Source organism: Isoptericola sp. NPDC058082, from assembly GCF_042885055.1.
GTDB lineage: Bacteria > Actinomycetota > Actinomycetes > Actinomycetales > Cellulomonadaceae > Isoptericola.
In genome coordinates, this window is sequence record NZ_JBHVSQ010000012.1 from 74,966 (window position 1) to 94,227 (window position 19,262).

A 19,262-nucleotide genomic window follows, 5' to 3' on the forward strand; every position below is an offset into this window, starting at 1 on the left:
CGTCCACCGCGCCCGCCACCGCCAGACCCGCACCACCCACGGAGCAACACCTGAGCACCTCCGAGCACCAACGAGGGAGACGAGTCGATGAAGACCACGCGTCGCAAGACCACGCTTCGCTCCGCCCTGCTCGCCGCAGCGGTCGGGATCCTGACCGTCGCGGCGCCGCTCGCCGTCGCGCCCAGCGCGTCGGCACACGGCTGGATCACCAGCCCGCCGAGCCGCCAGGACCACTGCGCCACGCGCACCGTGTCCTTCGACTGCGGCGGCGTCCAGTACGAGCCCCAGAGCGTCGAGGCCCCGAAGGGCTCGATGCAGTGCTCCGGCGGCAGCGGCTTCGCCGTCCTCGACGACAGCTCCAAGCCGTGGCCGCGCACCACGATCGGCAGCAGCGTGTCGATGCAGTGGAAGCTCACCGCCCGCCACGCCACCTCGACGTGGGAGTACTTCGTCGACGGCACGCTGGTCAAGACCGTCGACGACGGCGGCCGGCAGCCCGGGGCGACCGTCACGCACACGCTCGAGAACCTGCCGCAGGGCAACCACACGATCTTCGCCCGCTGGAACATCGCGGACACCGCCAACGCGTTCTACGCGTGCGTCGACGTGAACGTGGGCGGCGCCGGGGGGCCCGGCCCGGACCCCACGGACCCGCCCACCGAGCCCGGCGACTGCGAGGCCCCCGCCTGGAACCCGTCGTCCGCGTACACGGGCGGCACCCAGGTCTCCCACGACGGCCGCACCTACCAGGCCAAGTGGTGGACCCAGGGCGACACCCCGTCCTCCTCGGCCGGCCAGTGGGCGGTCTGGACCGACCTCGGCGCCTGCTGACCCACCCGACGCCTCGAGCGTGCCGGGATGCCCTCGTCCGGTTCGGACGGGGAGCGTCCCGGCACGCTCGTTGCGCACGGCACGGCCTGGAAGAATGGTCGGCGATGACCTCCCCGACCTCGAACGACCCCGCCCCCCGCCCCGCCGGCACGCTGCTGCCGTACCTGCCCGCCCCGACGGGTGGCGCGCCGGACCCCGACGTCCTCTTCGAGGGGTTCGGCGAGTGGGCCGCCGGCACCGGCCGGCCGCTGTACCCGCACCAGGAGGAGGCGCTGCTCGAGCTCATGACGGGCTCGCACGTGGTGCTGGCCACCCCGACCGGCTCCGGCAAGTCGATGGTGGCGATGGGGGCGCAGTTCGCGGCGCTCGCGAACCGTCGGTCGGGCCGCGGCGGGCGCACCTTCTACACGGCGCCGCTCAAGGCGCTCGTGAGCGAGAAGTTCTTCGACCTCGTCGCCGCGTTCGGGTCGCGCAACGTGGGCATGATGACCGGCGACTCCGCCGTCAACGCCGACGCCCCGATCATCTGCTGCACGGCGGAGATCCTCGCGAACCTGGCGCTGCGGCGCGGGGCCGACGACGACGGTGTCGGCGCGGACGGCACGTCCGGCGACGACGCCATCGCCCAGGTCGTCATGGACGAGTTCCACTTCTACGGCGACCGGCAGCGCGGCTGGGCGTGGCAGGTGCCGCTGCTGGAGCTGCCACGCACGCAGTTCCTGCTGATGTCGGCCACCCTCGGCGACACGGCCCGGCTCCGGGAGGACCTCGCCGAGCGCAGCGGCCGCCCCGTCGCGGAGGTCGCGGGCGCCGAACGACCGGTGCCGCTGACGTTCTCCTACGTCGTCGAGCCGCTGACGGACGTCATCGCCGAGCTCGTCACGACGCACCGCGCCCCCGTCTACGTCGTGCACTTCACGCAGAAGGACGCCGTCGAGCGCGCGCAGGCGCTGCTGTCCACGAACCTCGCGTCCAAGGACGAGAAGGCCGCGATCGCGGCCGAGATCGGCGCGTTCCGGTTCGGCACCGGCTTCGGCAAGACGCTGAGCAAGTTCCTGCGCGCCGGCGTCGGCGTGCACCACGCGGGCATGCTGCCGAAGTACCGCCGCCTCGTGGAGCGGCTCACGCAGCGCGGCCTGCTCAAGGTGGTGTGCGGCACCGACACGCTCGGCGTCGGCATCAACGTGCCCATCCGCACGGTCCTCATGACGTCGCTGGTGAAGTACGACGGCGAACGCATGCGCCACCTCACCGCGCGCGAGTTCCACCAGATCGCCGGCCGGGCCGGGCGCGCGGGCTTCGACACCGTGGGCGAGGTGCTCGTCATGGCGCCCGAGCACGTCATCGAGAACCGCAAGCTGCTCGCCAAGGCGGGCGACGACCCGAAGAAGCTCAAGAAGGTGGTGCGCAAGAAGGCCCCCACCGGCGCCGTGAACTGGACGGACTCCACGTTCGAGCGGCTGCGCGACGCCGACCCCGAGCCCCTGACGAGCCAGTTCCACGTCAACCACGCGATGGTGCTCAACGTGCTGGCACGGGACTCCTCGGGCTCGGACGGCGACCCCGTCGAGGCCATGCGCCACCTGCTGGTCGCCAACCACGACACCGAGGCGCAGCAGGCCAAGCACGTGCGCCAGACGTTCCGCATCTACCGGTCCCTGCGCGTCGCGGGCGTCGTGGAGAAGGTCCGCGTGCCCGACCCATCGCGGCCGGCCGGGTACCGGCCCAGCGTGCGGCTCGTCGTCGACCTGCCGCGCGACTTCGCGCTCAACGCGCCGCTGTCGCCGTTCGCCCTCGCGGCGATGGACCTGCTCGACGTCGAGAGCCCCACCCACGTGCTCGACGTCGTCTCGGTCATCGAGGCGACCCTCGACGACCCGCGCCAGATCCTGTACGCCCAGCAGAGCAAGGCGAAGGGCGAGGCCGTCGCGGCGATGAAGGCCGAGGGCATGGAGTACGAGGAGCGCATGGAGGCGCTCGAGGACGTCACGTGGCCGCGGCCGCTCGCCGACCTGCTCGAGCCCGCGTTCGCCACCTACAAGCGGTCGAACCCGTGGGTGGCCGACGCCGAGCTCGCCCCCAAGTCCGTGGTACGCGACATGCTCGAGCAGGCCATGACCTTCGCCGAGCTGGTCAGCGTGTACGGGCTGGAGCGCACCGAGGGCGTCGTGCTGCGCTACCTCGCCGACGCCTACCGCGCGCTGCGCCAGGTGGTGCCCGAGGAGCACCGCACCGAGGAGGTGCAGGAGGTCGTCGAGTGGCTCGGCGAGCTGGTGCGCGGCGTCGACTCGTCGCTGCTGGACGAGTGGGAGCGGCTGCAGAACCCGGTCGACGACGACGCCGACACCGTCGTCGAGGGCGAGCTCGCCGAGGCGGGCGCGGAGGCGCCCGCGCGCCCTGTGACCGGCAACCCGCGCGCCTTCCGCCGCCTGGTGCGCAACGCGACCTTCCGCCGCGTCGAGCTCGCCGCCCGCGAGGACTACGACGCGCTCGGGGCGCTCGACGCCGGGCACGGCTGGGACGGCGACGCGTGGGCGACCGCCCTCGACCCGCTGTTCGACGCGCAGGGCGACGACGCGGTCGGCATCGGCCCCGCCGCCCGCGCGGCGGGCCTGCTGACGATCCTCGAACCGGGCGCCGAGCTGCCCGGCGGCGCGACGACGACCACGCGCGACGGCGTCGAGGTCGCCGAGGTGCCCGCGGGCACGTGGTGGGTGCGGCAGGTGCTCGACGACGCCGACGGCGACCACGACTGGGCGATCACCGCCGTCGTCGACCTGGCCGCCAGCGACGAGGCCGGGGCCGTGTCGCTCACCGTGGTGGACGTCGGGCGGATCTGAGCCGACCGCGTCGGTTGCAAGCAACCGGGGTCGGCCGTGTGATCGACGCAGGGGGCCGACCCCGGCTCCCCCGACGTCAGGAGCCCGCCGTGGACACCACGACCATCGTCTGGATCGTCGTCGCCGTCGTCGTCGTGCTGCTGCTCGTGCTCGTCGCCGTGGCCCTCGCCCGCCGGTCGCGGGCCGCCGAGGCGCGCCGGCGCGAGGAACGGCGCGACGAGGCTGCCGAGCTGCGCCGACAGGCGGAGCACGACCGGATCGCGGTGCAGGAGCGCGAGGCGGCGTCCGCGAAGCTCGACGCCGAGGCCAGGATGTCCCAGGCCGAGGCCGACCAGAAGGCCGCCGAGGCGGCGCGCCTGCAGGAGGAGGCCCGGCGCCGCGACGCGAGCCTCGACGAGCGCCGGGCCGACGTCGACGACCGCCTGCGCCGCGCGGACGAGCTGGACCCCGACCGAGGCGGGGACGACCCCGGTACGCCCGGGCGGCACGCGCCCGAGCACCGCGCGGACGGCCCCGCGGACGCCCCGCACCGGGACGAGGGCGACCGGCCTCTCTGAACCCGCCGCCTCAGCCCAGGTCCGCGAGCCCCTGGGCCAGGGTCGCGGCACCGCCGACGTACGCGAGCACGATCAGCCCGCGCCGGACGGTGGCCGCGGGGAGGCGCGGCGTGAGCCAGTCGCCGACGACGAGCCCCGCCACGATCGCCGCCAGGACGACGAGCCACTGCCACGCCGCGAAGGGCGGGAAGGACGCGTCGGTGAGCGTGAGCTTCGCGATGAGCGCGGCGAGCGCGTTGGTCGCGAAGAAGGGCTGCGCCGTGGCGGCGAACCCGCGCGGGTCCCAGCCGCTGAGCACGGAGTAGATCGCCACCGGTGGACCACCGATGCCGGCGGCCACGCTCCCCACTCCGCTCGCGACGCCGGTGACGACCAGCGGCGTGCGGGACTCGGGCCGCACCGGGTGGCGGCCGCCGCGCCGCAGCCGGGTCGTGACGACGGCCAGCGTCATCGCGACGATCACGAGGGCCCCGACGGCGACCTCGAGCGCCGCGCGGCTCGCGTCGCGCAGCAGCAGGGCCGCGGGCACCATGACGACGACCGACGTGACGGCCAGCCAGGCGTAGCGCCGCCAGTCCACGTCCCGCGCGACGCGCCCCAGGATGAGCGCGGACGCGATCGAGCCGGCCAGGTTGACGAACAGCACGCCCTCGAGCGGGCCCACCAGGAGCACGATGAACGGGCCCGCGACGAGGCCGAAGCCCATCCCCGTGACCCGTTGGAGAGCCCCTCCCACCAGGATCGCGAGGACGAGGAGGAGGAGCACCGCTCCACCGTACCGGGGCTCCTCAGGGCACAATCGGCAGCGTGCCGAAGAAGAAGACCCACGCCTCGCACGGGACGCCCGCCGTCGTCGCGCTCGACCGCGCCGGCGTCGCCTACGGGCTGCACACCTACGACCACGACCCGGCGTCCGACCTGAGCTACGGTCTGGAGGCCGCCGAGGCGCTCGGCGCCGACCCGGCGCAGGTCTTCAAGACGCTCCTGGCGGACGTCGACGGCCGCCTGGTCGTCGGCATCGTGCCGGTGGACGGCAGCCTCGACCTCAAGGCGCTCGCCCGCGCGGTCGGCGGCAAGCGGGCCGCGATGGCGGACCCGGCCGCGGCGCAGCGCGCCACGGGCTACGTGGTGGGCGGCATCTCGCCGATCGGGCAGAAGCAGCGGCACCCGACCGTGCTCGACGGGTCCGCGGCGGGCTTCGACGTCGTCTACGTCTCCGGCGGGCGGCGCGGGCTGGACGTCTCCCTCGCCCCCGACGACCTGCTGCGCCTCACGGGCGGGACGGCGGCGCCGATCGCGCGCCCGTGAGGCCCGTGCCCGTCGGCTCGGTCAGTGCTGGTAGGTCGGGTACCGGGCGTCGCTGGGCACGATGTCCTTGCCGAGCGGCAGCAGCGAGATCGGGATCATCTTGAGGTTGGCGATCGCCAGCGGGATGCCGATGATCGTGATCGCCTGGGCGACCGCCGTCGTGATGTGCCCGATGGTGAGCCAGATGCCGGCGAAGACGATCCAGATGATGTTGCCCAGCACCGACCAGCCGCCGGCGCCCGGCTTGTCGACGACCGTGCGGCCGAACGGCCACAGCGCGTAGCCCGCGATCCGGAACGAGGCGATGCCCCACGGGATCGCGACGACCGTGATGCAGCACAGGATGCCCGCCGCGGCGTAGCCGAGCGCGAGCCAGAAGCCGCCGAAGACGAGCCAGATGATGTTGAGCAGGGCTTTCACCCGTCCATCCTCGCCTGTCGCGCGAGCGCGGCACCACCCGGGAACCCCCTGACGCGACCCTGGTCCGGTGCGACGTTCGTAGACTGGCCACCATGCCCACCGACTGTCCCGGGATCCCCGCACGCCTGGCCGCCGTCCACGACCGCGTCGCGGCCGCCGCCCGCGCGGCGGGGCGCGACCCGCGGGAGGTCCGCGTCCTGCTGGCCACCAAGACCCAGGACGCCGAGACCGTGCTCGCGGGGGTGCGGGCCGCGCTCGACCTCGCCGACGCGGCGGGCGACGACCGGCCGGTGCTGGTCGGCGAGAACCGCGTCCAGGAGCTCGTCGCGAAGGCCCCCGCGCTGGCGGACCTCGTCGCCGCGGGGCGCGTCGAGGCGCACCTCATCGGCCACCTGCAGAAGAACAAGGTCAACCAGGTGCTCGGCGTCGCCACCGCCGTCGACTCGGTGGACTCCCCCGCCCTGGCCCGCGCCCTGTCGACGCGGTGCGCGCGCGACGGCCGCACGCTCGACGTCCTGGTGCAGGTCAACGTCTCCGGCGAGGAGAGCAAGTCCGGCGTCGCGCCGGACGACGCGGCGGCGCTCGCCGTCGACGTCGCCGCGCTGCCGGGACTGCGACTGACGGGGTTCATGACGATCGGCGCGCGCCTGGGCGAGCATCGCGACGAGGCGCTCGTGCGGGCCGGCTTCGCCCGGCTGCGCGCGGTCCGCGACGCCGTCCTCGCGAGCGGCGCGCCGGGGACCGCCGAGGCCCGCGAGCTCTCCATGGGCATGACCGGCGACCTCGAGCTCGCCGTCGCCGAGGGCGCGACCGTGGTGCGCGTCGGGACCGCCGTCTTCGGCGCCCGCCCCACCCCCACGAGGTAGCACCTCGGCCCGTCCCGTCCTCCTCCCGGGCTTCGGTGCTACCTCGGCGGTACGGCCCCGAGACGGGCGAGCGCGCCGCGGACGCCGTCGCCGCCGTCCAGGGCGGCACGGGCGGGCTCGGCGTCGACCCCGGCCAGCAGCATGACCAGGGCGACCTGGACCTCCCCGCCGGCGTCGGCGAGCACCGGCGCACAGACCTCCGGCGCGAGGCCGGTCGCCTGGGTCAGCAGGCGCACGAGCCGGGCGCGGAGCTTGGCGTTGGACGCGCGGACGTCGACCATGAGGTTCGAGTACGTCTTGCCGAGCCGGATCATCGTGGCGGTCGAGAACGTGTTGAGCACGATCTTCTGCGCGGTGGCGGCCTTCATGCGAGTCGAGCCGGTGACGGCCTCGGGTCCCGTGTCGAGCAGGATCGCGACGTCCGCCCGGTCGGCCAGGGGCGCGGCCGGGTTGGCGCTGACGAGCGCGGTGCGCGCCCCGCGCTCGCGGGCCAGGTCGAGCGCACCGCCGACGTAGGGCGTGCGGCCGCTGGCGGCGAGCCCGACGACGAGGTCGTGCGGGCCGACGTGGTCCAGGTCGCGCCGGCCGGCCTCGGCGTCGTCCTCCGCGCCCTCCACCGAGACGGTCATCGCGTCGGGCCCGCCGGCGAGGTGCGCGTCGAACCACTCGGGGCCGACGCCGTACGTCGGCAGCAGCTCCACGGCGTCCAGCACGCCGAGACGTCCCGACGTCCCCGCGCCCGCGTAGTGCACGCGCCCACCCGCCCGGATCGCCTCGACCGCCAGCTCCACGGCCTGCGTGACGCGGAACCGCTCGGCGCGCACGACGCTGGCGACGCCGGCGTCCTCGTCCATGATGAGGCGCACGACGTCGGCGGGCGGGAGCAGGTCGATGTCGGTGGTCCGCGGGTTGCGCTCCTCCGTCGGCGAGACGAGGCGCGCGACGTCGAGCACGTCGTCCGGGGGGCCCGCGTCCGGAGGCGCGGCGGGGTCGGGCACGGTCGCTCCGCTCATCGGGTGCTTCCTCTCGTCAGGTCGCGCGCAGTGGTCGGGACGCCCGGCGCCGGGTCGCGGGGCGCGGCCCCGCTCGGTGCCGTGGTGAGCGCGAGGCGCCGCACCGGGCCGCGGACGACCTCCACGGGCAGCGGGGTCGGCGGGGTGAGCGACCCCAGCACCACCGGTCGGCGGGCGCCGGTGGCCTGCCGCCGGTGCGGGCCGGGTGCGGTGCCCGGCACCCCGTGCACGCCGAGGAAGCCGAGCAGCGCGAAGAGGTACGCCTCCTTGCCGTCCGCCGGCAGCCCGAGGTCGTCCGCCGTCACGAGGCTGGTCCCGGCCGGGAGCAGCGCGCGCAGGCGGTCGCGGAGCACCGGGTTGCGGGCCCCGCCGCCGGAGATCACGACGCGCTCGACTCCCCCGCCCGGTGCGTGGTCGGCGAGGGACCGCGCCACGGTGGCCGCGGTGAGCTCGGTGAGCGTGGCGACCAGGTCGGGGATGCTCAGCCGGTCGGCCCGCACCCCCGCGGCGGCGAGGCGCGTCGCCACGTACTCCCCGTCGTAGAGCTCGCGGCCGGTGGACCGCGGCACGGGCAGGGCGTAGTACGGCTCGTCGAGCAGCGCGTCGAGCGCCTCGGGGTCGACGACGCCCTGGGCGGCGAGCTCCCCGTCGCGGTCGAACGGCTGCCCGGTGAGCCGCTGCACCGCGGCGTCGAGCAGGCAGTTGCCGGGCCCGGTGTCCCAGCCGAGCACGGGCTCGTCGTGCGCGCCGACGACGGTCACGTTGGCGATGCCGCCCACGTTGAGCGCCGCGGTGTACCGCGTGCCGGAGGGCCCGTCGTGCCCGAGCCAGAGCGCGTCGAGCACGCTCACCAGCGGCGCACCCTGCCCGCCGGCGGCGACGTCCGCGACCCGGAAGTCGTTGACCACGGGACGTCGGGTCCGCTCCGCGATCCAGGCCGGGTTGCCGAGCTGCAGCGTGCCGCGCGCGCGGCCCGCCACCACCCAGTGGTGCAGGGTCTGCCCGTGCGACGCCACGAGGTCGGCGTCGCCCCCCGCGAGGTCGTCGACGGCGCGCCGGGCGGCGGCGCCGAGCTCCTGCCCGACGAGCGTGTCGAGCTGGCACACCTCGCCCAGGTCCGCGGTGGCGGGCGGCAGCGCCGCGAGGATGCGCCGGCGCAGGTGGTCGGGCCAGGCGTACTCGGCGTGGCCGAGCGGGCGCAGCGACAGCGTGCCGTCGGGGCGCAGGTCGAGGTCCGCGGCCGCCGCGTCGATCGCGTCGACGCTGGTGCCGGACGAGATGCCGATGACGATCATCGCGCCACCTCCGTGGGTTCGGGCGCGAGCTCTCCGGCGAGGAGAGCCACGGCGGCCTCGGCGTTGGCCCGGCCGGTGCCGCAGGCCAGGACGGTCGCGGGCAGCCCGCCCGGGAGCGCGGCGAGCCACCGCTCCCCCGCGGCCGGCACGCCCGTGTGCACGACGACGAGATCCGGGCGCGCCCGCTGCAGCCGCGCCAGGTGCGCGTGCTCGGCCCCGCCGGGGACCGGTTCGCGGGTCACGACGACGAGCGGCCGGGCGCCGCCCGGCAGCCCGCGCAGCAGCGCGGCGAACCCGTCGCCGTCCAGGGCGGGGTGCACGACGGCGTGGGGCCAGCGGGCGGCGACGGCGCGCTGCACGTGCTGCGCGGTGCGCCCGGCCGCGTGGTCGAGGCGCAGCCGCAGGTCGACGACGTCGGGTGCGCTCCCGAGCGCGGGGTGCGGGCCGACCGCGCGCACCGCGCGCCGGGCTGCCTCGGCGCCCACCTCCGCGAGCGCCTCCTGCGCCCGTGCCGCCTCCGCGGCGCCGACGACGGCACCCGCGGAGGCCTGCCGGGCGCGCAGCCGGCGCACCAGGGCGTCCGTGCGTCGTCCGGAGGCCGCGAGCCGGTCCAGGGTCACCCGGCCGGCGCCGACCGCGGCCACGAGGGCGTCGACCGCGGAGCGAAACAGCGCCTCATCGTCCCGCCCCGTCGTCGTGCCCAGGCACAGCAGGTCCGCGCCGCCCTCGACCGCGCGGACAGCGGTCTCTCCGACCTCCGCGCCGTCGGAGACGGCGCGCATGTCGAGGGCGTCGGTGACGATCGGTCCGGGGTGGCCGAGCTCCCGGGCCAGCGCCGCGACGGCCGGCTCGAGGGAGGCCGGCGCGGGCCCGAGCGCGGGCACCACGACGTGCGCCGTCATGAGCGCGTCGGCAGCGTGCCCGTCGTCGGTGCCACCGTCGGCGAGGGCCGCAGCGAACGGCACGAGGTCGCGCCCGCGCAGGGTGTCGAGGTCGGCCTCGACGACGGGCAGCGCGAGGTGGGAGTCGACGGTCGTGGACCCGTGGCCGGGGAAGTGCTTGGCACAGGTGCCGACGCCGCCGCGCTGCAGGCCGCGGGCGAACGCGACACCGTGCCGCGCGACCGCCTCCGGGTCGGTGCCGAACGCCCGCACCCCGATGACCGGGTTGCCGGGGGTGTCGACGTCGAGCACCGGCGCGAGGTCGAGGTCGACGCCCACGGCCGCGAGCAGGCGGCCCAGCGCCTCGCCCGCGTCCCCGGTGAGCCGCACGTCGTCCACCACGCCGAGCCCCGCGGCGCCGGGCAGCGACGAGCCGGTCGCGGCCTCGAGCCGCGACACGTCGCCGCCCTCCTCGTCCGTCGCGACGACCAGGTCGGGCGCGGCGTCGTGCAGGCGCGCCGTGAGCGCGGCCGTCGTGGCCAGGTCCGGCGTGTTGTGCGCGAACAGCACCACCCCGGCGAGCCCGTCGCGCGCCGCGTCGAAGAGCCAGGCGGGCGGCGTCGTGCCGGTGAAGCCGGGCAGCAGCACGCCGTGCACGGCCCGCCGGACCGCGCCGGCGCCGGCCGCAGCGCCGTGCCCGGTCACCCCTTCACCGCCCCGGAGGTCAGCCCCGACGCGAGCCGGCGCTGGACGAGGATGAAGAAGACCATCACGGGCACGGTGATGATGGTCGAGGCCGCCATGATGGCGCCCCAGTCGTTGGAGTGCTGCCCGAAGAACGAGCGCAGCCCGATGGCCACCGTGTAGTTCTGCGTCTCGCCGCCGAGCAGCGTCATCGCGAAGACGAACTCGTTCCACGCCGTGATGAAGCTGAAGATGCTCGTGGCCACCAGGCCGGGCGCGACCAGCGGCAGCAGGATGGACCGGAACATCCGGCCCCAGGTGGCGCCGTCGAGGTAGGCGGCCTCCTCCAGCTCCACCGGCACGGCGGCGACGAAGCCGCGCAGCATCCAGATGCCGAAGGGCAGCGCGAGGGCGACGTACACCACGACCAGGCCGGTCAGCGTGCCGAGCAGGTCGAGGTTGCGCACCTGCACGAACAACGGGATGACGAGCGCCTCGAGCGGCACCATCTGCACGATCAGCACGAGCATGAGCACCTGGGTGCGGAGCTTGAAGCGGAAGCGCGCCACGGCCACCGACGCCAGCAGGGCAAGCAGCGACGAGATCAGCACCGTCCCGAGCGCCACGAGCAGGGAGTTGCGCAGGAAGACGTCGAAGCCGCCGTCGGTGAGCACGAACTCGAAGTGCTCGAGCGTCGGGTCGGCGGGCACGAAGGACGACCCGCGCCCCGCCTTCCCGTCGAACGCGCTGACGAGCATCCAGTAGGCCGGGAAGAGGGTGAACGCCAGGAGCAGCGCGACGGCCACCCCCTTGCCCACCCGCGTCGCGGTCGTCGGCCGGCTCACAGCTCCTCCTCCTTCAGGATCGTGCGGACGTACACGACGGTGATGGCGAGCAGCAGCAGGGTCAGCAGCACCGCGATCGCGGAGCCGAAGCCGTACCGGTTCTGGCCGAACGACTCGGTGTACGACCACACGCCGAGGTTGAGCACCTCGCGGTTGCTGCCGGCGCCGCCGGGCATGAGGTAGACCTGCGCGAAGACCTTGAAGTCCCAGATGGTCGACAGGATGATCACGACCGCGAAGATCTGCTTGAGCTGCGGCACGATCACCGAGAAGAACCGCCGCCAGGCGCCGGCGCCGTCGATCTCCGCGGCCTCCAGCAGCTCCTTCGGCACGCCGAGCAGGCCCGCGAGCACGGTGATGGCGACGAAGGGGAAGCCGTGGTGCACCACGTTGAGCAGCACGATCGCGTAGAACGACCAGCGGTCGGTGAACCAGTTGACGGGCGCGTCCTGCAGCCCGAGGGACTGCAGCACGTGGTTGAACACGCCGCGGTCGGCGTCGAAGATCCAGACCCACACGTACGTGCCGGTGACGGCGGGCATCGCCCAGGCCGCCATGATCGCGCTGGACACGATGGTCCGCCAGACGCGGCCGAGCGAGGCGAGCAGCACGGCCACGGCGGTTCCGAAGACCACCGTGAACGCCACCGACAGCACGGCGAAGACCACCGTGTTCGGCAGCACCACGGCCCACAGCTGCTCGGAGGTGAACACCTCGACGTAGTTGCCGAGACCGATCCAGTTGGGCTCGCCGGAGACGATCTCGCGCAGCCCGTAGTCCTGCAGGGAGAACAGCCCGACCCGCACCAGCGGCCACAGGAGCAGCACCGCCAGCACGAGCAGCGCGGGCGTCAGCAGCATCCACGGCCGCACCCGCGCGAGGAGCGACTTGCCGAGCGGGCGGCGCCCGCCGGGCCCGGGCTGCTGCCCGGGCCCGGCGGGGACCGCGACGGGGAGGGTGCTCGTCATGCGTCAGCTGCCACCGTTGAGCAGCGACGTCATCTCCTCGGCCGCCTTCTTGCTGGCGGTCGGGACGTCCTCGCTCCCGGAGAGGATCGACTGCATCATCGTGCTCGTCGTGAGCTTGGCCTGCACGGCCCCGAAGTTCGGCGACACCGGCACGGACGCGCCGCCCTCGACGAACTGCTGCGCGAACGGGGCCACGAGCGGGTCGGTGCTCTTCAGCGTCTCGTCCAGGAGCGACTTCTGCCCCGGGAAGTAGCCGGCCTGCTCGCCCCACTTCGTGGCGAACTCACCCGTCGTCATGAGCTCCACGAACGCGAACGCCAGGTCCTTGTCCTCGGCCGTCTCGAACACGGACAGGTGCGAGCCGCCGAGCACCGACGGCGACATCCCGCCGTCCTTGCCGGGGATCGGGACGGCGGCGAACTTGCCGTCCATGTCCTTGTTCGCCTCGACGATGGCGCCGGGCGTCCAGGAGCCCATGATCGCCATGCCGACGTCGCCCTGGGCGAAGGCGTCGAGCACGTCGGTCTCGCGCCAGGTGGTGGCGCCCGCCGACGAGTAGCCGTCCGCGGCGAGCCCGGTCCAGAAGCTCAGGCCCTCCTGCGACTCGGGGCTGTCGAGCCCCGACGTCCAGGTGTCGCCGTCGAGCGTCGCGACGTCGCCGCCGGCGCCCCACACCCACGGGTACACCGTGAACTCGGCGTCGCCCGGCACCGCGATCGCGGTCTTCTTCGGGAACTTCTCCTTGATGGCCTTGGCCGCCGACTCGATCTCCGCCCAGGTCGTGGGCGGCTCGACGCCGGCCTCCTCGAAGATCTCCGTGTTGTACACCAGCGAGCGGACGCCGGCGTACCAGGGCATGCCGTACAGCTGCCCGTCGTACGTGCCCGCCTCGACGAGGCCGTCCACCAGGTCGTCGCCCAGGCCGGCCTCCGCCACGTAGTCGTCCAGCGGCGCGAGCGCGCCGGCGTCGGCGAACTCCGGCGTCCAGGTGGTGCCGGTCTCCGCCACGTCGGGCGTGGTGGCGCCCGCGATCGAGGTGACGAAGCGGTCGTGGGCGTCCGCCCACTCGACGAACTCGACGTTCAGCTCCGCGCCCGTCTCCTCCTTGAACGCGGTGCCGACCTCGTCGAAGAAGGCGTCGGCGCTGGGGTTCGTGCCCTGCATGATCCAGACGTCGAGGGTCTTGCCCTCGCCGTCGACCGTCCCGTCCCCGCCCCCGTCGCCGGAGCCGCCGCCGCACGCGGCGACGCCGAGCGCCACCAGCGCCGCGGTGGCCACGGCCCCCACGTTCCTGCGGGTCCACATGTCTCGACGCATCGTCGTCCTCCCCCGGCGGCCGCTGGGCCGCCCTCCGTGGTGCGCGGCGCCGCCGTTGTCGCGGTCGCGCGCCGTTCTCGCGGTCATGTCCTGCCGACGTCCTCGTCGTCCGGCGTGACGTCGTCGTCTCGCTGCCTTGCTGATCGCTGTGCTGATCCTGAGGTGATCCTGAGGTGATCGCTGAGGTGATCGCTGTCGTGCGGGCGACACCCCGACCCTGAAAGGAAGTTCCCGAGCATCGCGCTGTGAGGGAGATTACTGACCGAACGCGGATAACGAAAGCCCCCGCACCAATTCGTGACGGGACGGTGACCTTGTCGGCGCGTCGCGGTCGGTGCGGGGGCGGTGCGCGGGGGTGCCCGCGGGGTCGCTCAGGGCACTCGGTTGATCCAGGCCGGGTCGGCGAACTTCGTCCGGACCAGCTCCTCGGCCCGCGCCAGCTCGTCGGGTCGCAGCTCGGAGCCCACCGTCCGGTGGTGGGCCCGGAAGTGCGCCTCGAACGCGTCGACGATCTCGTCGCGCGACATCCCGGTCTGCGAGCGCAGGGGGTCCACCCGCTTGTTGGCGCTGGTGGTGCCCTTGTCGGAGAGCTTCTCGCGGCCGATGCGCAGCACCTCGAGCATCTTCGCGTTGTCGATGTCGTACGCCATCGTCATGTGGTGCAGCACCGCGCCGCCCGCCAGCCGCTTCTGCGCCGAGCCCGCGAGCTTGCCCCCGGGCGACGCGACGTCGTTCATGCCGGAGAAGTAGGCCTCGACGCCGACGTCGTGCAGCGCGCCCAGCACCCACGAGTCGAGGAACGCGTACGACTGCTCGAACGACAGGCCGTCGACGAGCGACGCCGGCACGACCAGCGAGAACGTCACGCAGTTGCCGGCCTCCATGAACATGGCGCCGCCGCCGGAGATACGACGCACCACCGTGACGTCGTGCTCGCGCACGCCCGCCGGGTCCACCTCGTTGCGCAGCGACTGGAACGAGCCGATGAAGACGGCGCGCTCGTTCCAGTCCCAGAACCGCAGCGTGGGACCGCGACGCCCCTCGGCCAGCTCCTCGGTGAGCACCTGGTCCAGGGCGGCGAGGGTCGCCGGGGGCAGCGGGCCGGGGCGCAGCACCTCGAACGTGTGGTCGTCCCAGGTGGTGGCCAGGCCGAGCGCGCGGCGGACCGCGACCGCGACCGCCCACGCGTCGAAGCCGATCATCGTCACGGTGCCCGCCACACGGCCGTCCTGCTCGGCGATGCGCAGCCCGTCGTCGACGGCCCGCGCGAGCTCGCTCGTGGACGTCTCGCGCGGCAGCCCGGTGAGGGTGGCGTCGATGACCTCGAGGGCGTCGTCGGGCTCGAGGAAGAAGTCGCCGCTGAGCCTGACGTCGGCGAGCAACCCGTCGCGCACGTCGAGGTCGACCGTCACGAGCTTGCCACCGGGAACCTTGTACTCACCATGCACGTCTCCACGGTAGCCGCGCAGCGGCCGTCGCGGAGGCGGCGTCGGTCACACCCGGGCGCGCAGGGTCCGCCGACGGCTCGGGCGAGATTCTTTTTGTGAGGTGCCCAACCAGAGAAAATCGCTGCCACACTGGGTCCCGTGACCGGCCCCGACGTCCCCCTCGCGCCCGAGCACGTCGTCGCCGTGGACGTCGGCGGCAGCGGCGCCCGCCTCGTCGCCACGCCCGTGCACGGCCCCGGCGGCGCCCGGGGCACCGCGATCACCCTCAGCGGGCGCCCGGTCCGCATCACCACCGCCGGGAGCGACGCCGCCGACGTCGTGGCCGAGCTGGTGGACACCCTCGCCGGTCGCCGGCCCGGGCTGCGCGTCGCCGCGGCCGCCGTGTCGGTCACCGGCCTCCCCTCTCTCGTCCCCGACCCCGGCGCGCTGCACGACGTGCTGCACGCCGCGGGCGCCTCCGTCACGGCGGTCGCCGCGGACGCGCTCGCCGCCCACCTCGGCGCCCTCGGCGGTCGCCCCGGTGCCGTCGCCGCCGTCGGCACGGGCGCCATCGTCCTCGCCACCGACCTGCGGCGCCGGTGGCACCGCGCGGACGGCTGGGGGCACCTGCTCGGCGACCTCGGCTCCGGCTCGTGGATTGGAGCCCACGGCCTGCGGGCCGCCGTCGCCACCCACGACGGGCGCCCCGGGCCGGCCTCCCCCACGCTGCTCGCCGCCGCGCTCGAGCGCTTCGGCCCCGTCGAGGGCTGGCCCGCCGCCCTGTACGGGCGCCCCGACCGCGCGCACGTCCTCGCCTCCTTCACCCCGGCCGTCGCCGACGCCGCCGCGGCGGGCGACCTCGTCGCGAACGGCATCCTGCACGACGCCGGGACCCACCTCGCGGAGAGCGTCGCCGCCGCGCTGCGCCCCGGGATCCCACCGCTCGCGGCCGTCACCGGCGGCGTCCTGCAGATCGGCGCGCCCGTGACCACGCCCCTCAAGGCCCGGCTGTCCGCCCTGCGCCCCGACGTGCGGCTCGTCCCCGCCGACGGGAGCCCGATCGACGGCGCGCTGCGCCTCGCCCGTTCCCTCGTCGACCCTCGCGACGGCGAGCTCGTGAAACCCCACGACACCTGGCTCACGGTCCGAGCCACCACCCACCCGTCTCCGGCGCCTGCCGGGAAGGAGATCCGCGCATGAACGGTGACGTCCTCGTCCGGCTCCGCCAGGCGCTGCCCACGCTGCGCCCCGCGGAGGCGCGGATCGCCGCGGTCGTGCTCGACGACCCGCCCGGCGTCGTCCGCGCCACCATCACCGAGCTCGCCGCCCGCGCCGGGACGTCGCAGGCGACGGTCGTCCGGTTCTGCCGGGCCGTCGGCTACGCCGGGTACCCCGAGTTCCGCATCGACCTCGCGCAGGCCACGAGCCGGCGCGCCGTCGAGCTGGAGCGCTCCGGCATCGCCGAGGGCGAGATCAACCGGACCGACACCGCCACCGACGTCGTGTCGAAGATCGCGTTCCACGAGGCGCGGACGATCGAGGAGACGGCGCGCATGCTCGACCTCGACGCGCTGGAGCACGCCGTCGACGCCGTGGCGTCCGCCCCGCGCGTCGACGTCTACGGCGTGGGGTCCAGCGGCCTCACGGCGCAGGACCTCGGGCAGAAGCTCACCCGCATCGGCATCGCCTGCTTCGCCCCCGTGGACCTGCACGGCCAGCTCCAGTCGGCGGCCCTGCTGGGCGAGGGCTGCGTCGCCGTCGCCGTCTCGCACACGGGCACCACCGTGGAGACCGTGCAGGCGCTCACGCTGGCCCGCGACGCGGGCGCCACCACCGTGGCCGTCACGAACTTCCCGGCGTCCCCCCTGGCGGAGCTCGCCGACGTCGTGCTGGCGACGACGGCGCGCGAGACCCAGTTCCGCTCGGGGGCGATGTCGAGCCGCATCGCCCAGCTCGCCGTCGTCGACTTCCTCTTCGTCCGCGTGGCGCAGCGTCGCTACGACCGCACCACCGCCGCCCTCAAGGCGACGTACGAGGCGGTCCGGCCGCACCGCCTGACCAACGGCAGCCGCGGCGCGCGCTGACGGTGCGGCGCCTCAGCGCGGCTCGACGCCCGCGTGCAGGAGGCCGTAGACGTACGCGTCGATGAGCGACTCCCACGCCGCCTCGATGACGTTCGGGCCCACGCCCACCGTGGACCACGAGTGCTGCCCGTCCGTGGTCTCGACCAGCACCCGCGTGGTGGCGTCGGTGCCCTGCTGGGCATCGAGGATGCGCACCTTGAAGTCGATGAGCTCGAACTTCTCGATCTGCGGGTACACGCGGGTGAGTGCGCTGCGCAGCGCCTGGTCGAGGGCGTTCACGGGCCCGTTGCCCTCGCCCGTCGCGACGACGCGCTCCCCGCCGGCGTGCAGCTTCACCGTCGCCTCCGCGACGGCGTCGGCCTCGCGGCTCGACGCGTCGTGGCCGGGACCGCCGGCGACCGTCTCGACGATGGTCCGCCAGCTCTCGACCCGGAAGTACGTCTGCCGGGTCCCGGTGAGCTCCTCGCGCAGCAACAGCTCGAAGGAGGCGTCGGCGGCGTCGAAGGTGTAGCCCTGCGCCTCGGCGTCCTTGACCCGCGTCGTGACGCGGGTGAGCAGCTCGCCCTGACCGCTGAGGTCGTAGCCCAGCTCGCGGCCCTTGAGCTCGATGGACGCGCGCCCGGCCATGTCCGACACGAGCATGCGCATGTCGTTGCCGACCGCGGTGGGGTCGATGTGCTGGTAGAGGTCCGGGTCCACCTTGATCGCGCTCGCGTGCAGGCCCGCCTTGTGGGCGAACGCGCTGGCCCCGACGTACGGCTGGCGCGCGTACGGGGAGATGTTGGTGATCTCGGCGACGGCGTGCGCGATGCGCGTCGCGTCCTCGAGGCCGCCTCCGACGAGGGTGCGCAGGCCGTGCTTGAGCTCGAGGTTCGCGACGACGGTGACGAGGTCGACGTTGCCGGTGCGCTCGCCGTAGCCGTTCACGGTGCCCTGCACGTGCCAGGCGCCGGCGGCCACGGCGGCGAGCGTGTTCGCGACCGCGCAGCCCGAGTCGTTGTGGGCGTGCATGCCGAGCAGCCGGTCCCCCGCGACGGCGTCGTGCCCGTGCGGCAGCCCCAGGGACTCGCGCACCTCGCTCACGACGTCGGTCACCCAGTGCGGCAGCATGCCGCCGTTGGTGTCGCACAGCGTGACCACCTCGGCGCCCGCCTCGAACGCCGCCTGCGCCGCGGCCAGGGAGTACGCCGGGTCGAACCGGTAGCCGTCGAAGAAGTGCTCGGCGTCCACCACGACGCGGCGCCCCTCGCCCACCAGGAACGCCACGGTGTCGGCGATCATCGCCAGGCCCTCGTCGGGCGTGGTGCGCAGCGCGCGCTCCACGTGCCGCACGTCCGACTTGGCGACCAGCGTGACGACCGGTGCCTCGGAGTCGAGCAGGGCGCGCACCTGCGGGTCGTCCCACGCGCGGGTGCCCGCCTTGCGGGTGGCCCCGAACGCCGCGAGCACCGCGTTCCTCAGGTCGAGCTCCTTGGCCGCGCGCCGGAAGAACTCCGTGTCCTTGGGCACCGCCCCCGGCCAGCCGCCCTCGATGAAGCCGACGCCCAGCTCGTCCAGCAGCGGCGCGATGGCCAGCTTGTCCGCCACGGAGAGGTTCATGCCCTCCTGCTGCGCGCCGTCGCGCAGGGTGGTGTCGTACACGTGGAACGGGGTGGCGGTCATGCGGGACTCCCACATCGAGAAGCATCGAGAAGCTCTGGGCGTTCTGGTCAACAAAAAAGACCCCCCGGGGTACGGAAGGTCTGCGCGTCCGGCGGGTGTGCCGGACGCGCTACCGAATGATGAGCGAGCGACGCAGGTGCGCGAGGCGTGTCATGGGCCACATGGTGCCACACCCGCCCCCCGGCCGGACAGGGCGTCCACGGCTGGCACCGGACGGCCCGCCCGTGCGACCTGACCCGGGGTGTGGTCGGCTGGCACTCGTCA

The 19,262-nt window shown here is 74.4% G+C and carries 17 protein-coding genes; 7 read left to right on the forward strand and 10 right to left on the reverse strand.

What is annotated here, in order from left to right; all coding sequences use genetic code 11:
- Window positions 1-87 precede the first annotated feature (87 nt).
- The 3 genes from ACFVS0_RS15945 to ACFVS0_RS15955 all read left to right on the forward strand — a co-directional run bounded on the left by ACFVS0_RS15945 (window position 88) and on the right by ACFVS0_RS15955 (window position 4,228).
- The gene (locus ACFVS0_RS15945; RefSeq protein ID WP_430588503.1) at window positions 88-831 is read left to right on the forward strand and encodes a lytic polysaccharide monooxygenase; all 744 of its coding nucleotides are present in this window, start codon (window positions 88-90) and stop codon (window positions 829-831) included.
- Between the two features lie 104 nt (window positions 832-935).
- Complete coding sequence (locus ACFVS0_RS15950; RefSeq protein ID WP_430586322.1) at window positions 936-3,671, forward strand: DEAD/DEAH box helicase; 2,736 nt, start codon at window positions 936-938, stop codon at window positions 3,669-3,671.
- 89 nt (window positions 3,672-3,760) lie between these two features.
- Window positions 3,761-4,228, forward strand: a complete 468-nt coding sequence (locus tag ACFVS0_RS15955) for a hypothetical protein (protein WP_430564129.1) — start codon at window positions 3,761-3,763, stop codon at window positions 4,226-4,228.
- A gap of 10 nt (window positions 4,229-4,238) precedes the next feature.
- Here ACFVS0_RS15955 and ACFVS0_RS15960 read toward each other — a convergent pair whose 3' ends face one another.
- Window positions 4,239-4,994, reverse strand: a complete 756-nt coding sequence (locus ACFVS0_RS15960) for a sulfite exporter TauE/SafE family protein (protein ID WP_430564128.1) — start codon at window positions 4,992-4,994, stop codon at window positions 4,239-4,241.
- Window positions 4,995-5,035: 41 nt separating this feature from the next.
- Between ACFVS0_RS15960 and ybaK the strand changes: the two genes are divergently transcribed.
- Entirely contained in the window at window positions 5,036-5,536 is a 501-nt protein-coding gene (ybaK, locus tag ACFVS0_RS15965; protein ID WP_430550327.1) for a Cys-tRNA(Pro) deacylase, read from the forward strand.
- A 21-nt stretch (window positions 5,537-5,557) separates the two neighbouring features.
- Here ybaK and ACFVS0_RS15970 read toward each other — a convergent pair whose 3' ends face one another.
- Window positions 5,558-5,956: a YccF domain-containing protein gene (locus ACFVS0_RS15970; protein WP_430550328.1), complete on the reverse strand. Its 399-nt coding sequence runs from the start codon at window positions 5,954-5,956 to the stop codon at window positions 5,558-5,560.
- Window positions 5,957-6,048: 92 nt separating this feature from the next.
- On the opposite strand from ACFVS0_RS15970, the gene ACFVS0_RS15975 reads away from it, so the two are divergent.
- Window positions 6,049-6,822 carry a YggS family pyridoxal phosphate-dependent enzyme gene (locus ACFVS0_RS15975; protein ID WP_430550329.1) on the forward strand — a complete coding sequence of 258 codons (774 nt, stop codon included), beginning with the start codon at window positions 6,049-6,051 and terminating at the stop codon, window positions 6,820-6,822.
- 38 nt (window positions 6,823-6,860) lie between these two features.
- Here the strand turns inward: ACFVS0_RS15975 and murQ are convergent, their stop codons facing one another.
- From murQ to ACFVS0_RS16010, 7 genes are all read right to left on the reverse strand, one after another.
- Window positions 6,861-7,835, reverse strand: a complete 975-nt coding sequence (murQ, locus tag ACFVS0_RS15980; protein ID WP_430588504.1) for an N-acetylmuramic acid 6-phosphate etherase — start codon at window positions 7,833-7,835, stop codon at window positions 6,861-6,863.
- On the reverse strand, window positions 7,832-9,130 hold the full coding sequence (locus ACFVS0_RS15985; RefSeq protein WP_430588505.1) for an anhydro-N-acetylmuramic acid kinase: 1,299 nt from the start codon (window positions 9,128-9,130) through the stop codon (window positions 7,832-7,834). The genes murQ and ACFVS0_RS15985 overlap by 4 nt, the downstream gene beginning before the upstream one ends.
- Complete coding sequence (locus ACFVS0_RS15990) at window positions 9,127-10,716, reverse strand: glycoside hydrolase family 3 N-terminal domain-containing protein (RefSeq protein ID WP_430588506.1); 1,590 nt, start codon at window positions 10,714-10,716, stop codon at window positions 9,127-9,129. The genes ACFVS0_RS15985 and ACFVS0_RS15990 overlap by 4 nt, the downstream gene beginning before the upstream one ends.
- Complete coding sequence (locus ACFVS0_RS15995) at window positions 10,713-11,540, reverse strand: carbohydrate ABC transporter permease (protein WP_430550333.1); 828 nt, start codon at window positions 11,538-11,540, stop codon at window positions 10,713-10,715. Before ACFVS0_RS15995 ends, ACFVS0_RS15990 begins: the two co-directional genes overlap by 4 nt.
- Window positions 11,537-12,508 (reverse strand): carbohydrate ABC transporter permease, encoded by a 972-nt coding sequence (locus ACFVS0_RS16000; RefSeq protein ID WP_430550334.1) that lies wholly within the window; start codon window positions 12,506-12,508, stop codon window positions 11,537-11,539. The genes ACFVS0_RS15995 and ACFVS0_RS16000 overlap by 4 nt, the downstream gene beginning before the upstream one ends.
- A 3-nt stretch (window positions 12,509-12,511) precedes the next feature.
- A complete protein-coding gene (locus ACFVS0_RS16005; RefSeq protein WP_430588507.1) occupies window positions 12,512-13,813 on the reverse strand; it encodes a sugar ABC transporter substrate-binding protein in 1,302 nt (433 codons plus the stop codon).
- 383 nt (window positions 13,814-14,196) lie between these two features.
- Window positions 14,197-15,273, reverse strand: a complete 1,077-nt coding sequence (locus tag ACFVS0_RS16010; RefSeq protein WP_430550336.1) for a lipoate--protein ligase family protein — start codon at window positions 15,271-15,273, stop codon at window positions 14,197-14,199.
- Between the two features lie 138 nt (window positions 15,274-15,411).
- Here ACFVS0_RS16010 and ACFVS0_RS16015 point away from each other — a divergent pair, with 138 nt between their 5' ends.
- On the forward strand, window positions 15,412-16,452 hold the full coding sequence (locus tag ACFVS0_RS16015) for an N-acetylglucosamine kinase (RefSeq protein WP_430588508.1): 1,041 nt from the start codon (window positions 15,412-15,414) through the stop codon (window positions 16,450-16,452).
- Complete coding sequence (locus ACFVS0_RS16020; protein WP_430588509.1) at window positions 16,449-17,336, forward strand: MurR/RpiR family transcriptional regulator; 888 nt, start codon at window positions 16,449-16,451, stop codon at window positions 17,334-17,336. The genes ACFVS0_RS16015 and ACFVS0_RS16020 overlap by 4 nt, the downstream gene beginning before the upstream one ends.
- 12 nt (window positions 17,337-17,348) lie before the next feature.
- Here ACFVS0_RS16020 and cimA read toward each other — a convergent pair whose 3' ends face one another.
- Window positions 17,349-18,998, reverse strand: coding sequence for a citramalate synthase (cimA, locus tag ACFVS0_RS16025; RefSeq protein ID WP_430588510.1), 1,650 nt, complete (start codon window positions 18,996-18,998; stop codon window positions 17,349-17,351).
- Window positions 18,999-19,262: the final 264 nt, after the last annotated feature.

Coding starts and splice junctions, on each gene's coding strand:
- ACFVS0_RS15985 (WP_430588505.1), bottom strand. CDS start 9,130: ATGATCGTCATCGGCATCTCGTCCGGCACCAGCGTCGACGCGATCGAC.
- ACFVS0_RS16005 (WP_430588507.1), bottom strand. CDS start 13,813: ATGTGGACCCGCAGGAACGTGGGGGCCGTGGCCACCGCGGCGCTGGTG.
- ACFVS0_RS16000 (WP_430550334.1), bottom strand. CDS start 12,508: ATGACGAGCACCCTCCCCGTCGCGGTCCCCGCCGGGCCCGGGCAGCAG.
- murQ (WP_430588504.1), bottom strand. CDS start 7,835: ATGAGCGGAGCGACCGTGCCCGACCCCGCCGCGCCTCCGGACGCGGGC.
- cimA (WP_430588510.1), bottom strand. CDS start 18,998: ATGACCGCCACCCCGTTCCACGTGTACGACACCACCCTGCGCGACGGC.
- ACFVS0_RS15975 (WP_430550329.1), top strand. CDS start 6,049: ATGCCCACCGACTGTCCCGGGATCCCCGCACGCCTGGCCGCCGTCCAC.
- ACFVS0_RS15945 (WP_430588503.1), top strand. CDS start 88: ATGAAGACCACGCGTCGCAAGACCACGCTTCGCTCCGCCCTGCTCGCC.
- ACFVS0_RS15950 (WP_430586322.1), top strand. CDS start 936: ATGACCTCCCCGACCTCGAACGACCCCGCCCCCCGCCCCGCCGGCACG.
- ACFVS0_RS16020 (WP_430588509.1), top strand. CDS start 16,449: ATGAACGGTGACGTCCTCGTCCGGCTCCGCCAGGCGCTGCCCACGCTG.